This is a genomic window from Pseudomonas sp. SDT291_1_S447, assembly GCF_054070155.1.
Window position 1 is genome coordinate 1 of the sequence record NZ_JBSVXS010000138.1, and the last position, 13,251, is coordinate 13,251.

Here is a 13,251-nt window from a genome sequence, read left to right on the forward strand (position 1 = left end):
TGTGGTCCGACATTCAACCTCTTTGGTAACTGACAGTCCGCTATCGCGAGCAGGCTCACTCCTACATTGGGTATTGCGTGATGCTTAAGCGAGTTTTTCGAACTTCAGGTCCCACACGCCATGGCCAAGACGTTCGCCGCGGCGTTCGAACTTGGTGATCGGGCGTTCGGCAGGGCGCGGCACGCACTTGCCGTCTTCGGCGAGGTTGCGATAGCCCGGGGCGACGTTCATCACTTCCAGCATGTATTCGGCGTACGGCTCCCAGTCGGTGGCCATGTGCAGAATGCCGCCAACCTTCAACTTGCTGCGCACCAGTTCGGCGAACGAGGCCTGAACGATACGACGCTTGTGGTGGCGGCTCTTGTGCCACGGATCCGGGAAAAACAGCATCAGGCGATCGAGGCTGTTGTCGGCGATGCAGCGGTTGAGCACTTCGATCGCGTCGCAATCGTAGACCCGCAGGTTGGTCAGGCCCTGAGTCAGCACGCCATTGAGCAGCGCGCCAACACCCGGACGGTGAACTTCGACACCGATGAAATCCTGATCCGGTGCCGCCGCAGCCATTTCCAGCAACGAGTGGCCCATGCCGAAACCGATCTCCAGCGAGCGCGGTGCCGAACGGCCGAAAACCTGATCGTAATCCACTGGGGCATCGGCCAGCGGCAGCACGTACAGCGGCGCGCCCTGATCCAGACCGCGTTGCTGGCCTTCGGTCATGCGCCCGGCGCGCATCACGAAACTCTTGATGCGGCGGTGTTGGCGCTCGTCGCCTTCTTCCGTCTGGATAGGCGTGTCGTTCGATTCAGTCATCAATGGCTCTTACTTGATCAGACCATCCAGCGGCGAAGAGGCGCTGGCATAGAGTTTTTTCGGCATACGGCCAGCGAGGTAGGCCAGACGGCCTGCAACGATGGCGTGTTTCATGGCTTCAGCCATCATGACTGGCTGTTGAGCGTGGGCGATGGCCGAGTTCATCAGCACCGCATCGCAACCCAGTTCCATGGCGATGGTCGCGTCGGAGGCAGTACCGACACCGGCATCGACCAACACAGGAATTTTCGCTTCTTCGAGGATGATCTGCAGGTTGTACGGGTTGCAGATCCCCAGACCGGAACCGATCAGACCGGCCAGCGGCATCACTGCGATGCAGCCGATTTCTGCCAGTTGACGGGCGATGATCGGGTCATCGCTGGTGTAGACCATCACGTCGAAACCTTCCTTGACCAGCGTTTCCGCGGCCTTGAGGGTTTCGATCACATTGGGAAACAGGGTTTTCTGGTCAGCCAGTACTTCCAGCTTCACCAGGTTGTGGCCATCGAGCAGCTCACGGGCCAGGCGGCAGGTGCGCACAGCTTCGATGGCGTCGTAGCAACCGGCGGTGTTCGGCAGGAAGGTGTAGCGCTCCGGCGACAGCACGTCGAGCAGGTTCGGCTCGCCTTCGATCTGACCCAGGTTGGTGCGGCGCACGGCGAAGGTGACGATCTCGGCACCCGAGGCTTCGATGGCCTGACGGGTTTCTTCCATGTCACGGTACTTGCCGGTACCGACCAGCAAACGCGACTGGTAAGTACGACCGGCCAGCACAAAAGGCTTGTCGCTACGAACGATGCTCATGGGGAATCCTCTTTAGGAGTGAGGGTCTTGCAGAATTCTGTGCCCTCGCGGGCCGGGCGATCAGCCGCCGCCGATGGCGTGCACCACTTCAACGTTGTCGCCGTCGTTGAGCGTGGTGTCGGCATGCTGGCTGCGCGGAACGATATCCAGATTGAGTTCGACTGCCACCCGGCGTCCAGTCAATTCCAGACGGGTGATCAGGGCCGCAACGGTCTCGCCGTCGGGCAGTTCAAGGGATTCACCGTTCAACTGAATGCGCATGCGTAACGCCGCCATCATTTTTAGGGGCTGGCATTCTAGCCCGATCATGACCTAAAGGTCAGCACCAAGCGTCAAGCGGTTGGTTGCAAGCGCCAGGCGGCGAGGCCCAGGCAGACCCAACCGGCCAGAAACGCCAGACCACCGAACGGGGTGATGATGCCTAGCTTGCTGATGCCGGTGGTGGTCAGCACGTACAGGCTGCCGGAGAACAGCAGGATGCCGACGGTGAAGGACACGCCGGCCCAAGCGACCAGTCGGCCCTGAATCTGCGTGGCCAACAGCGCCACACCGAACAGTGCCAGGGTGTGCACCAATTGATAGGTGACGCCGGTATGGAAAATCGCCAGATACTCGGGTGTCAGGCGGTTTTTCAGGCCATGGGCGGCGAAGGCACCCAAGGCGACCCCGGTGAAACCGAAAAAAGCGGCCAGCATCAAAAAGCCACGCAGCATTGGGAACTCCAGTCAGACGCGATCGGCAGGGTCTGTATAATGGCCCGCTCCACCGGTTCGGCCAAGCCATCTCTATGCTGCGTACTATTTTCCGTCGTCTCACGAAGGCCCTGCTCTGGTTCGCCGGTGGCAGCGTCTTGCTGGTGCTGGTGTTTCGCTTCGTGCCGCCGCCGGGTACGGCGCTGATGGTCGAGCGCAAGATTGAATCGTGGATCGACGGCGAGCCGATTGACCTGCAGCGTACGTGGAAGCCATGGGACGAGATCTCCGATGATCTCAAAGTGGCGGTCATGGCCGGCGAGGATCAGAAATTTCCCGAGCATTGGGGTTTTGATTTCAGCGCGATCCAGGCCGCACTGGCGCACAACGAACTCGGCGGCTCGATTCGCGGCGCCAGCACTTTGAGCCAGCAAGTGTCGAAAAACCTGTTCTTGTGGGCCGGTCGCAGCTATCTGCGTAAAGGTCTGGAGGCGTGGTTTACCGCGCTGATCGAAGTGCTCTGGCCCAAGCAGCGGATTCTTGAGGTGTATCTGAACAGCGTCGAGTGGGATGACGGGGTGTTTGGCGCCGAAGCTGCGGCCCGCCATCACTTTGGCGTGAGCGCGAAGTCGTTGTCGCGGCAGCAGGCGAGTTATCTGGCGGCTGTTCTGCCCAATCCGCGGGTATGGAGTGCGAGCCATCCGACCGCTTATGTGTCGCGCCGGGCCGGGTGGATTCGCCAGCAGATGAGTCAGTTGGGTGGGAATAGCTATTTGCTGGGGCTCAATGATTCGCGGCGGGCGCCTTGGTCTGAATAACGCTGAAGATCCCCTGTGGGAGCGAGCTTGCTCGCGAATGCGGTGGATCATTCAGCAGTGGCGGTGACTGACACTCCGCCTTCGCGAGCAAGCTCGCTCCCACATGGGTTTTGTGTGAAGCCTGAATGAAAACGCCCCGATCATCGCTGATCGGGGCGTTTTTTATTGCCTGCTCGCCGGTTATGCGGCGATCGACAACTTGAGCTTGTTCATCGCGCTCTTCTCGAGCTGACGGATCCGCTCGGCCGACACGTTGTACTTCTGCGCCAGGTCGTGCAGCGTGGCTTTCTCTTCTGCCAGCCAGCGCTGGTAGAGGATGTCACGGCTGCGTTCGTCCAGCACTTCCAGCGCTTCGTGCAGGTTGTGGTTGGAGTTATCGCTCCAGTCGGCATCTTCCAGTTGACGCGCCGGGTCGTACCGGTGGTCTTCCAGATAGTTGGCCGGCGACTGGAAAGCACTGTCGTCGTCCGCTTCCGCGGCCGGGTCGAAGGCCATGTCATGGCCGGTCAGGCGACTTTCCATCTCGCGCACTTCACGCGGTTCAACGCCGAGGCTTTCCGCCACACGGTGGACTTCCTCGTTGTTCAGCCACGCCAGACGTTTCTTCTGGCTGCGCAGGTTGAAGAACAGCTTGCGCTGGGCCTTGGTGGTCGCGACTTTCACAATGCGCCAGTTGCGCAGGATGAACTCGTGGATTTCCGCCTTGATCCAGTGCACGGCGAACGACACCAGACGCACACCCATTTCCGGGTTGAAGCGTTTTACGGCCTTCATCAGGCCAACGTTACCTTCCTGGATCAGGTCAGCCTGAGCCAGACCGTAGCCGGAATAGCTACGGGCGATATGTACGACAAAACGCAGGTGGGCGAGCACCATCTGCCGAGCCGCCCCCAAATCCTGCTCATAGTAGAGACTCTCGGCCAGTTCACGCTCCTGCTCCGGCGTCAGCAATGGAATGCTGTTGACGGTGTGCACGTAAGCTTCCAGGTTCGCACCCGGAACCAACGCATACGCAGGTTGCAAAGAATTGGTCATACGAAAAAACCTCCCACTTACATACTCGTGCCTCTCGGCACTGCGAAAAATTGACCGGGAATTCAAGTGCAAGTTCCCAAAAAAACCGCGAGGTCAATCACGCGCAAAAAAGATTCTACTTCGGCGCCAGCTCCCTGAGATGGCGTGCGACTGCAATCCATGCACCGATATAACCCAACAGCACCGCGCCAAGCAAGAGCGACAGACCGTCGGCAACTGGCACTCCGGCCAGCGCGAAATCACTGCCGTACAAGCCGGCCAGTCCAACCACCGCATCGTTCAGCCAGTTCAGGCCGAACGCCAATACACCCCAGGACAACAGTCCCGCACCGAAGCCATACAACGCGCCCATATAAAGGAAGGGACGACGCACATAGCTGTCAGTGCCGCCGACGAGTTTAATCACTTCTATCTCTGTGCGGCGGTTTTCAATATGAAGACGAATGGTATTGCCTATCACCAAAAGTAATGCAGAAACCAAAAGCACCGTCAGACCGAAGACAAAACGATCGCCCAGCTTGAGGATGGCCGCCAGACGCTCGACCCAGACTAGATCAAGTTGCGCCTGTTGTACCTTGGGCAGCTCGGAAAGTTTTTGTCTTAATGCTTCCAGCGTTGGCTTGTCGACTTCGTTCGGGGTGACCAGCACCACGCCCGGCAACGGGTTCTCCGGCAGCTCGCGCAGGGCTTCGCCCAATCCGGACTGCTGCTGAAACTCTTCCAGCGCCTGATCGCGGCCGACATATTCAGCATCAGCTACGCCGGGCATGCCTTTGATCTGTTCACGCAACGACTCGCCCTGTTCCGGGCTGGCGTCGAGTTGCAGATACAACGAGATCTGCGCCGCCCGCTGCCACGAACCGCCAAGACGCTCGACGTTGTTGAGCAACAGCGAAAGCCCCATCGGCAGGCTCAGCGCGACCGCCATCACCATGCAGGTGAAGAAGCTGCCGATCGGCTGTTTGCCCAGACGACGCAGGCTGTCGAGCAGGCTGGCGCGATGGCTTTCGACCCAGGCACGGAACAACGTGGCGAAATCCGGGCCATCGTCATCGTCGTGCTTTTTCTTCTTCGGCGGCTGCGGATCGGCGGCTTTCGGGGCCACGCGTTCGGAAACCTTCGGACTGCGTGTGGCACTCATTCTCCGGCCTCCCCGTCACCGATCAATCGGCCACGTTGCAGGGTCAGCATGCGATGACGCATGCGCGCGATCAGTGCCAGGTCGTGACTGGCGATCAGCACGCTGGTGCCCAGACGGTTGATGTCTTCGAACACGCCCATGATCTCGGCCGCCAGGCGCGGATCGAGGTTACCGGTCGGTTCGTCCGCCAGCAGCAAGGCCGGACGGTGAACGATGGCGCGGGCGATGCCGACGCGCTGTTGCTGACCGGTGGACAGGTCGCCCGGATACAGATCGGTTTTATCCGAAAGTGCCACGCGCTCCAGCGCCGAATCGACACGCTTGGCGATTTCGGCCTTGGACAGCCCGAGAATCTGCAGCGGCAAGGCGACGTTGTTGAACACCGTGCGATCGAACAGCAACTGGTGATTCTGGAACACCACGCCGATCTGCCGGCGCAGGAACGGAATTTGCGCGTTGCTGATAGTGCTCAGGTCTTGCCCGGCCAGCAGCAGTTTGCCGCTGGTCGGACGTTCCATCGCCAGCAACAGGCGCAACAACGTGGATTTACCGGCACCGGAGTGGCCGGTGACAAACAAGAACTCGCCACGACGGACTCGAAAGCTCAGCTCATGCAAGCCGACGTGACCGTTCGGGTAGCGTTTACCGACCTGTTCGAAACGAATCATGAACGCTCCCGCTCGGCAAACAGTGCCTGGACAAAGGGTTCGGCTTCAAAGGTACGCAAGTCGTCGATGCCTTCACCGACGCCGATGTAGCGGATCGGCAGGCCGAACTGCTTGGCCAGGGCGAAGATCACCCCGCCCTTGGCGGTACCGTCGAGCTTGGTCAGCGCCAGGCCGGTCAGTTCGACGGTCTGGTTGAATTGCTTGGCCTGGTTGATGGCGTTCTGGCCGGTACCGGCGTCGAGCACCAGCAGCACTTCGTGCGGCGCGTCGGCGTCGAGCTTGCCGATCACCCGGCGAACCTTTTTCAGTTCTTCCATCAGGTTGTCTTTGGTGTGCAGACGACCGGCGGTGTCGGCGATCAACACATCGATGCCACGCGCCTTGGCGGCCTGCACGGCGTCGAAAATCACCGAAGCCGAGTCGGCGCCGGTGTGCTGGGCGATGACTGGAATCTTGTTGCGCTCGCCCCAGACCTGCAATTGCTCCACCGCAGCGGCACGGAAGGTGTCACCGGCGGCGAGCATGACTTTCTTGCCTTCCAGTTGCAGCTTCTTCGCCAGTTTGCCGATGGTGGTGGTTTTGCCGGCGCCGTTGACGCCAACCACCAGAATCACGAAAGGCTTGTTCTGCGAGGCGATTTTCAGCGGTTGTTCGACCGGTTTGAGCATCGCGGCCAGTTCGGCCTGCAGGGATTTGTACAGCGCGTCGGCGTCGGCCAGCTCTTTGCGGGCGACCTTCTGGGTCAGGCGCTGAATGATCTGCGTGGTGGCTTCGACGCCGACGTCGGCGGTGAGCAGACGGGTTTCGAGGTCATCGAGCAGATCGTCATCAATGGTTTTGCGGCCAAGGAACAGGCTGGCCATGCCCTCGCCGATACTGGCGCTGGTTTTCGACAGGCCTTGCTTGAGACGGGCGAAGAAACCGGCTTTGGTTTCTTCGGTGCGCGGGGCTTCGACTGGGGCCTCGGCAACCACTTCGACCGGCACGGCTGGAGCTGCAACTACGGGAGCAGTTTCCGGCTCGGGCTGTTGCACGACTGGAGCAACAGGAGCAACAACGACCGGAGCAACAGGATCAGGCGCAATCATTTCAGGAGCAGGTTCAGTAACCACCCGCACAGGTTCGATGATCGGCTCAACCACTGGCGCCGGAGCAACCTCTGGAACGAACGCAGCAGGCGCAGGAATCTCTGGGGTGATGTGCGGCGCAGCCTCTTCAACCAACGCCACCGGCTCTTCCGCTACCGGCAAGGTCAGCCATGGCTCAGCCGCCGGGGTCAGCGGCAATTCCGCCGCCACAGGCGCTTCTGGCTCAGACTCTGGCTCAACCGGCTGCAACACCGGCTCGGCAATCGGCAGAACGATCGGTGCCGGCTCTTCTTCTATAACCGGAGCAGGTGCCGGAGCAGGCTCAGGAATCGCGGGCGGCTGTTCGACGACGGGTTCCTGCGGTTTCTTACGCAGCCATCCGAACAGGCTTTTCTTCTCGCCAGCCGCAGCTGGGGTCTTCTTGTCGTCGTTGGAACCAAACATGGAGGACGGCTATCTCACGGTAGCGACGCGCCATAAGGGCGCCCCGGCAAATAAATATTCGATGCAGAACAGACTGTGTTTCATCCAGCTTGTTCACGCGCAACATTTTGTCGAGGCGCCACAGGCACCTCAAAGGTCGATTAATACGAAGGACTGGAACGGCATCGTCGGCGAAAACGCAGAGTTTAGCTGACAAACTCAAAGCTTCTTCCGGGAACCCATACAACCTATCGACCGATCAGTGGCTTGATAGGCGTGGCCGCCAGTAAAACGGATCAGTATCCTAGCACCCTCTCGCCCGCTGACGCTAAGACCAAGCGGGCAGCCCAACAGGTTAAAAAACGAATGAATGCTCTAGCCCGCCGCGCTGCAGGCCTGCTGCTCAGCACAGTCTGCCTGCCCCTTTCGGCCCTGGCGGCCGACCCGCAACCGACCCACGAATTCACCCTCGACAACGGCCTCAAGGTCGTCGTGCGCGAAGACCATCGCGCGCCAGTGGTGGTGTCGCAGGTCTGGTACAAGGTCGGTTCCAGCTACGAAACCCCGGGCCAGACCGGTCTTTCCCACGCGCTTGAGCACATGATGTTCAAGGGCAGCGAGAAAGTCGGCCCCGGCGAAGCGTCGTTGATCCTGCGCGATCTGGGCGCCGAAGAGAACGCCTTCACCAGCGACGACTTCACCGCTTATTACCAAGTGTTGGCGCGCGACCGTTTGGGCGTAGCCTTTGAACTGGAAGCCGACCGCATGGCCAATCTGCGCCTGCCGGCTGACGAGTTCGCCAAGGAAATCGAAGTCATCAAGGAAGAGCGCCGCTTGCGCACCGATGACAAGCCGATGGCCAAGGCTTACGAGCGCTACAAGGCCATGGCCTACCCGGCCAGCGGTTACCACACGCCGACCATCGGCTGGATGGCCGACCTCGACCGCATGAAAGTCGAAGAGCTGCGCCACTGGTATCAATCCTGGTACGTGCCGAATAACGCCACGCTGGTGGTGGTTGGTGACGTTACTCCGGACGAAGTCAAAACCCTCGCTCAGCGCTATTTCGGCCCGATCGCCAAGCGCGACGTGCCACCGGCGAAAAAACCACTGGAACTGGCTGAACCGGGCGAACGCCAGATCACCCTGCACGTGCAGACTCAGTTGCCTAGCTTGATGCTCGGTTTCAACGTGCCAAGCATCGCCACCGCTGAAGACAAACGCTCGGTCAACGCCTTGCGTCTGATCTCGGCGCTGCTCGACGGTGGTTACAGCGGGCGCATTCCGACGCAATTGGAGCGCGGTGAAGAGCTGGTTTCCGGCGGTTCGTCGAGCTACGACGCCTACACCCGTGGCGACAGCCTGTTCACCCTGTCGGCAACGCCGAACACGCAGAAGAAAAAGACCATGGCGCAAGCCGAGGCCGGTCTGTGGAAGTTGCTGGAGCAGTTGAAAACCACCGCGCCGTCCGCCGAAGAACTGGAACGCGTGCGTGCACAAGTGATCGCCGGTCTGGTTTTCGAACGTGATTCGATCACCAGCCAGGCCACCGCAATCGGTCAACTCGAGACCGTAGGCCTGTCGTGGAAACTGATGGACACCGAACTCGCCGATCTGGAAAGCGTGACCCCGCAAGACATCCAGAACGCCGCCAAGCTGTATTTCACCCGCGAACGTCTCAGCGTCGCCCACGTCCTGCCACTGGAGACGACTCATGAGTGAGCGCAAAACCCCACGCCTGCTGCTCGGTTTGATCGCTGTCGCGGTGATCGGCTCCGCCGCGTTTTACCTGACACCAAGTGCTGACAGCAAAGCGAGTGAAGCCCTCGACAACGCCAAGACCAGCCAAAAGCTGCAATCGCTCACCGAACTCGACGGCAAGGCCCCGGCCAGCCGTAAGCTCGACGTGCAAACCTGGAACACCGCCGAAGGCGCCAAAGTGCTGTTCGTCGAAGCCCATGAGTTGCCGATGTTCGACATGCGCCTGATCTTCGCCGCTGGCAGCAGCCAGGACGGCAGCGCTTCGGGTCTGGCAGTGCTGACCAACGCGATGCTCAACGAAGGTGTCGCCGGCAAAGACGTCGGCGCCATCGCTCAGGGCTTTGAAGGCCTGGGTGCGGATTTCGGCAACGGTGCTTTCAAGGACATGGCGCTGGCCTCGTTGCGCAGCCTGAGTGCTGCCGACAAGCGTGAGCCTGCTTTGAAGCTGTTCGCGGAAGTCATCGGCAAACCGACCTTCCCGGCCGACTCGTTCGCCCGCATCAAGAACCAGATGCTTGCCGGATTCGAATACCAGAAACAGAACCCCGGCAAACTCGCCAGCCTTGAGCTGATGAAGCGTCTGTATGGCGATCACCCGTACGCGCATTCGAGCGACGGCAATCCGCAGAGCGTGCCGAAGATCACTCTCGCGCAATTGCGTGAGTTCCACGCCAAGGCCTACGCGGCCGGCAACGTAGTGATCGCATTGGTCGGCGACCTGTCTCGCACGGAAGCCGAAGCGATTGCCAATCAGGTTTCCAGCGCACTGCCGAAAGGCCCGGCGCTGGCGAAGATCGCTCAGCCGCAGGAACCGAAAGCCAGCACTGGCCATATCGAATTCCCGTCGAAGCAGACCAACCTGATGCTCGCGCAACTGGGCATCGACCGTGATGACCCGGATTACGCGGCGCTGTCGATGGGCAACCAGATCCTCGGTGGCGGCGGTTTCGGCACACGCCTGATGAGCGAAGTGCGTGAAAAACGTGGCCTGACTTACGGCGTATATTCGGGTTTCAGCCCGATGCAAGCGCGTGGCCCGTTCATGATCAATCTGCAGACTCGCGCGGAAATGAGCGAAGGCACGCTGAAACTGGTGCAGGACGTGCTCGCCGACTACCTGAAAACCGGGCCGACGCAGAAAGAACTCGATGACGCCAAACGCGAACTGGCCGGCAGCTTCCCGCTGTCCACCGCGAGCAATGCCGATATCGTCGGCCAACTCGGCGCCATGGGCTTCTATAATCTGCCGCTGAGCTATCTGGACGATTTCATGCGTCAGTCGCAAAGCCTGACCGTGGAACAAGTCCGCGACGCCCTGAACAAACACCTGAGCACGGACAAAATGGTCATCGTCACCGCTGGCCCGACCGTGCCGCAAAAGCCGTTACCGGCCCCATCTGATAAACCTGCCGAGCAACCGCTCGGGGTTCCGGAGCATTAATGGCAACTCGTTCCCCTAAAAAACCTGCGCAAAACGTCCACAACGGTGTGAACCAGTTGCGCATCATTGGCGGCCAATGGCGCAGCCGCAAGCTGAGTTTCCCCGATGCGCCGGGCCTGCGCCCGACGCCGGATCGCGTGCGTGAAACCCTGTTCAACTGGCTCGCGCCGTACGTTGAAGGGGCCAAGGTACTCGACCCGTTCGCCGGCAGCGGCGCGCTGTTTCTCGAAGCACTGTCCCGCGGCGCGGCCATGGGTCAGGCGCTGGATGCCAGCAACATCGCTGTCTCCAGTCTGAAGGAACACCTCGGCACCCTGCGCTGCACCAACGGTCAGGTGCAGACCGCCGACGCCCTGCGTTATCTGGAAACCCAGACCGCCAGTGCGTTCGACCTGGTGTTCCTCGACCCGCCGTTCAATCAGAACCTGCTGCCGGCCGTTTGTACCTTGCTCGAAGAGCGTCAGTGGCTGGCGCCCGACTCGTGGATCTACACTGAAAGCGAAACAGCGCCATCGACGCTGGGCCTGCCGGGCAACTGGCGCCTGCACCGCGAGCAGAAATCCGGCCGGGTTTACTACGCGCTGTGGCAACGTACGGCAGAGATCGCCGGTTAACCGACCGGCCTGAATCAGCGGCGTCCCTTCCAATGGGGTCGCCGCTCTGCATCGAGAACCATCGTGTCCGCCTCTTCAGAACGCTTCACCCCCGCCTTCGGCCTCGGCAATCCGCACCTGCAAACCTTGTGGGGACCGCTGTGGCGCAAAACCGTACATATCGAGCGTGAACGCGAACGCCTGTGGCTTGAGGATGGCGACTTCCTCGATCTCGACTGGCACGGTCCGCACACCGCCGATGCGCCCTTGGTGTTGGTACTGCATGGCCTGACCGGCTCCTCCAATTCGCCTTATGTAGCAGGTATCCAAAAGGCCTTGGCCGATCAAGGTTGGGCCAGTGTTGCGCTGAACTGGCGCGGTTGTTCGGGCGAGCCGAATCTGCTGCCGCGCAGCTACCATTCCGGCGCCAGCGAAGACCTCGCCGAAACCATCAGACACCTGCGCGCCAAGCGACCGCTGGCACCGTTGTATGCCGTTGGCTATTCGTTGGGCGGCAATGTGTTGCTCAAACATCTTGGGGAAACCGGCAGCGCCAGCGGTGTGCTAGGTGCCGTGGCGGTGTCAGTGCCATTTCGCCTTGATCAATGCGCCGACCGCATCGGCCAGGGATTTTCCAAGGTCTATCAGGCGCATTTCATGCGCGAGATGGTCGCCTACATCAAGAACAAGCAACGGCAGTTTCAACACGATGGGCGCGAAGACGGACTCGCCGCGCTAGCAGCCCTCGGTTCGCTGGAAAACATGCGCACCTTCTGGGATTTCGATGGCCGGGTGACCGCGCCGTTGCACGGTTTCAATGATGCCGAGGATTACTATCGTCGCGCCTCAAGCCGCTATTTCCTCGGTGAGATCCGCACGCCGACGCTGATCATTCAGGCGGCCGACGATCCGTTCGTGTTCCCGCACAGCTTGCCGCAGGCCAGTGAGCTGTCGGCCTCGATTGCCTTCGAGTTACAGGCACGCGGCGGGCATGTCGGCTTCGTCGATGGCTCGATTCGTCAACCCGGCTATTACCTGGAACGACGCATCCCGCAGTGGCTGGCGCGCGTGCCCGCATGAGCGATCAGGGCGAGTCGATCCGCTTCTGGCAAACCGCGCCACTGGCCGGGGTCGAGTTGTTGTCGGCACGCTACATCGAGCATCGTTTCGCCCCGCATGTACACGACGGATTCGTGATCGGCATGATCATGGCCGGCGCCCAGCGTTATCGCTATCGCGGCGCCGAACATCTGGCCGGCAGCGGCACACTGGTGTTGATCAATCCGGACGAACTGCACACCGGGCACAAGGGCACCGAGGACGGCTGGCTGTACCGGGCGTTTTATCCTGATACGGCGCAAATCGTTTCGCTGCTGGATGAGCTGGAGCTATCCACCACGAGTCTGCCGGCGTTTGGCGCCACGCTGTACCGCGATGCGGATCTGGTCAACGGCTTTGCGCAGTTGCACCGTTTGCTCGAAAGCCCGGCCACCGCGCTGCAACAGCAAACGCTGTGGCGCGAGATGATGTTGCGGCTGTTGCAACGCCATGCGGCTGTGCCGGTCCCCGGACGAGCCGGCAAGGAACACCGCGCGGTGCTATTGGGCAAAGAACTGCTGCACGCACAATTGGCGGCGCCACCGTCACTGGAAGAGCTGGCGGCGGCGGTCAATCTGTCGCCCTTCCATTTCGCCCGAGTGTTTCGCCGCGCCACCGGCATGCCGCCGCACAGCTGGCTGATGCAGCAACGCATCGCCCAGGCCCGCGCACTCCTGCAGCACGGCTGCCTGCCGGTGGAGGTCGCCACACAATTGGGGTTTGCCGACCAGAGCCATTTGAGCCGGCAGTTCAAGCAGGCTTATGGCGTCGGACCCGCCGCGTACCGCAGCGCCCGACAATTTCCTTCAGACAACGCCGTTCCCTTGTAGGAGTGAGCCTGCTCGCGATAGCGGTGTGTCAGTAAAGGTAAAGGTGACT

The 13,251-nt window shown here is 60.8% G+C and carries 15 protein-coding genes; 7 read left to right on the forward strand and 8 right to left on the reverse strand.

Translation table 11 applies throughout. The annotated features are described in order from the left end of the window. Positions 1–84: 84 nt before the first annotated feature. The 4 genes from trmB to ACW9IR_RS25755 all read right to left on the reverse strand — a co-directional run bounded on the left by trmB (position 85) and on the right by ACW9IR_RS25755 (position 2,327). On the reverse strand, positions 85–810 hold the full coding sequence (gene trmB / locus ACW9IR_RS25740; protein ID WP_110718034.1) for a tRNA (guanosine(46)-N7)-methyltransferase TrmB: 726 nt from the start codon (positions 808–810) through the stop codon (positions 85–87). A 9-nt stretch (positions 811–819) separates the two neighbouring features. Then, complete coding sequence (locus ACW9IR_RS25745; RefSeq protein ID WP_007913621.1) at positions 820–1,614, reverse strand: thiazole synthase; 795 nt, start codon at positions 1,612–1,614, stop codon at positions 820–822. A 60-nt stretch (positions 1,615–1,674) separates the two neighbouring features. Beyond that, on the reverse strand, positions 1,675–1,875 hold the full coding sequence (gene thiS, locus ACW9IR_RS25750; RefSeq protein ID WP_122604433.1) for a sulfur carrier protein ThiS: 201 nt from the start codon (positions 1,873–1,875) through the stop codon (positions 1,675–1,677). 71 nt (positions 1,876–1,946) lie between these two features. After that, positions 1,947–2,327 (reverse strand): DUF423 domain-containing protein, encoded by a 381-nt coding sequence (locus ACW9IR_RS25755; RefSeq protein WP_016983237.1) that lies wholly within the window; start codon positions 2,325–2,327, stop codon positions 1,947–1,949. A 74-nt stretch (positions 2,328–2,401) separates the two neighbouring features. Between ACW9IR_RS25755 and mtgA the strand changes: the two genes are divergently transcribed. After that, on the forward strand, positions 2,402–3,124 hold the full coding sequence (mtgA, locus tag ACW9IR_RS25760) for a monofunctional biosynthetic peptidoglycan transglycosylase (protein ID WP_110718035.1): 723 nt from the start codon (positions 2,402–2,404) through the stop codon (positions 3,122–3,124). A gap of 180 nt (positions 3,125–3,304) precedes the next feature. Here the strand turns inward: mtgA and rpoH are convergent, their stop codons facing one another. The 4 genes from rpoH to ftsY form a co-directional block, all read right to left on the reverse strand. Further along, complete coding sequence (gene rpoH, locus ACW9IR_RS25765) at positions 3,305–4,159, reverse strand: RNA polymerase sigma factor RpoH (RefSeq protein ID WP_003229146.1); 855 nt, start codon at positions 4,157–4,159, stop codon at positions 3,305–3,307. Between the two features lie 115 nt (positions 4,160–4,274). Continuing rightward, positions 4,275–5,300: a permease-like cell division protein FtsX gene (gene ftsX, locus ACW9IR_RS25770; protein WP_034153670.1), complete on the reverse strand. Its 1,026-nt coding sequence runs from the start codon at positions 5,298–5,300 to the stop codon at positions 4,275–4,277. Continuing rightward, complete coding sequence (gene ftsE, locus ACW9IR_RS25775) at positions 5,297–5,968, reverse strand: cell division ATP-binding protein FtsE (protein ID WP_008065082.1); 672 nt, start codon at positions 5,966–5,968, stop codon at positions 5,297–5,299. The genes ftsX and ftsE overlap by 4 nt, the downstream gene beginning before the upstream one ends. After that, positions 5,965–7,500: a signal recognition particle-docking protein FtsY gene (ftsY, locus tag ACW9IR_RS25780; protein ID WP_457465450.1), complete on the reverse strand. Its 1,536-nt coding sequence runs from the start codon at positions 7,498–7,500 to the stop codon at positions 5,965–5,967. Before ftsY ends, ftsE begins: the two co-directional genes overlap by 4 nt. Between ftsY and ACW9IR_RS25785 the strand changes: the two genes are divergently transcribed. The 6 genes from ACW9IR_RS25785 (at position 7,499) to ACW9IR_RS25810 (ending at position 13,202) form a co-directional block, all read left to right on the forward strand. Then, a complete protein-coding gene (locus ACW9IR_RS25785) occupies positions 7,499–7,693 on the forward strand; it encodes a hypothetical protein (protein ID WP_025112092.1) in 195 nt (64 codons plus the stop codon). The two genes, ftsY and ACW9IR_RS25785, sit on opposite strands and share 2 nt — an antisense overlap. A 152-nt stretch (positions 7,694–7,845) precedes the next feature. Continuing rightward, on the forward strand, positions 7,846–9,201 hold the full coding sequence (locus ACW9IR_RS25790) for a M16 family metallopeptidase (RefSeq protein WP_102901339.1): 1,356 nt from the start codon (positions 7,846–7,848) through the stop codon (positions 9,199–9,201). Beyond that, complete coding sequence (locus ACW9IR_RS25795; protein ID WP_457465453.1) at positions 9,194–10,681, forward strand: M16 family metallopeptidase; 1,488 nt, start codon at positions 9,194–9,196, stop codon at positions 10,679–10,681. Before ACW9IR_RS25790 ends, ACW9IR_RS25795 begins: the two co-directional genes overlap by 8 nt. Beyond that, entirely contained in the window at positions 10,681–11,295 is a 615-nt protein-coding gene (rsmD, locus tag ACW9IR_RS25800; protein WP_016983230.1) for a 16S rRNA (guanine(966)-N(2))-methyltransferase RsmD, read from the forward strand. Before ACW9IR_RS25795 ends, rsmD begins: the two co-directional genes overlap by 1 nt. A 63-nt stretch (positions 11,296–11,358) precedes the next feature. After that, positions 11,359–12,354 carry a hydrolase gene (locus ACW9IR_RS25805; RefSeq protein WP_457465454.1) on the forward strand — a complete coding sequence of 332 codons (996 nt, stop codon included), beginning with the start codon at positions 11,359–11,361 and terminating at the stop codon, positions 12,352–12,354. Next, the gene (locus tag ACW9IR_RS25810) at positions 12,351–13,202 is read left to right on the forward strand and encodes an AraC family ligand binding domain-containing protein (protein ID WP_457465456.1); all 852 of its coding nucleotides are present in this window, start codon (positions 12,351–12,353) and stop codon (positions 13,200–13,202) included. The genes ACW9IR_RS25805 and ACW9IR_RS25810 overlap by 4 nt, the downstream gene beginning before the upstream one ends. Positions 13,203–13,251 lie beyond the last annotated feature (49 nt).

What these genes read in the sequence shown, in the direction of transcription:
- trmB (WP_110718034.1), bottom strand. Translation starts at nt 810, where the DNA reads ATGACTGAATCGAACGACACGCCTATCCAGACGGAAGAAGGCGACGAG.
- ACW9IR_RS25790 (WP_102901339.1), top strand. Translation starts at nt 7,846, where the DNA reads ATGAATGCTCTAGCCCGCCGCGCTGCAGGCCTGCTGCTCAGCACAGTC.
- ACW9IR_RS25795 (WP_457465453.1), top strand. Translation starts at nt 9,194, where the DNA reads ATGAGTGAGCGCAAAACCCCACGCCTGCTGCTCGGTTTGATCGCTGTC.
- ftsX (WP_034153670.1), bottom strand. Translation starts at nt 5,300, where the DNA reads ATGAGTGCCACACGCAGTCCGAAGGTTTCCGAACGCGTGGCCCCGAAA.
- mtgA (WP_110718035.1), top strand. Translation starts at nt 2,402, where the DNA reads ATGCTGCGTACTATTTTCCGTCGTCTCACGAAGGCCCTGCTCTGGTTC.
- ftsE (WP_008065082.1), bottom strand. Translation starts at nt 5,968, where the DNA reads ATGATTCGTTTCGAACAGGTCGGTAAACGCTACCCGAACGGTCACGTC.
- rsmD (WP_016983230.1), top strand. Translation starts at nt 10,681, where the DNA reads ATGGCAACTCGTTCCCCTAAAAAACCTGCGCAAAACGTCCACAACGGT.
- rpoH (WP_003229146.1), bottom strand. Translation starts at nt 4,159, where the DNA reads ATGACCAATTCTTTGCAACCTGCGTATGCGTTGGTTCCGGGTGCGAAC.
- ACW9IR_RS25755 (WP_016983237.1), bottom strand. Translation starts at nt 2,327, where the DNA reads ATGCTGCGTGGCTTTTTGATGCTGGCCGCTTTTTTCGGTTTCACCGGG.
- ftsY (WP_457465450.1), bottom strand. Translation starts at nt 7,500, where the DNA reads ATGTTTGGTTCCAACGACGACAAGAAGACCCCAGCTGCGGCTGGCGAG.
- thiS (WP_122604433.1), bottom strand. Translation starts at nt 1,875, where the DNA reads ATGCGCATTCAGTTGAACGGTGAATCCCTTGAACTGCCCGACGGCGAG.
- ACW9IR_RS25785 (WP_025112092.1), top strand. Translation starts at nt 7,499, where the DNA reads ATGGAGGACGGCTATCTCACGGTAGCGACGCGCCATAAGGGCGCCCCG.
- ACW9IR_RS25810 (WP_457465456.1), top strand. Translation starts at nt 12,351, where the DNA reads ATGAGCGATCAGGGCGAGTCGATCCGCTTCTGGCAAACCGCGCCACTG.
- ACW9IR_RS25745 (WP_007913621.1), bottom strand. Translation starts at nt 1,614, where the DNA reads ATGAGCATCGTTCGTAGCGACAAGCCTTTTGTGCTGGCCGGTCGTACT.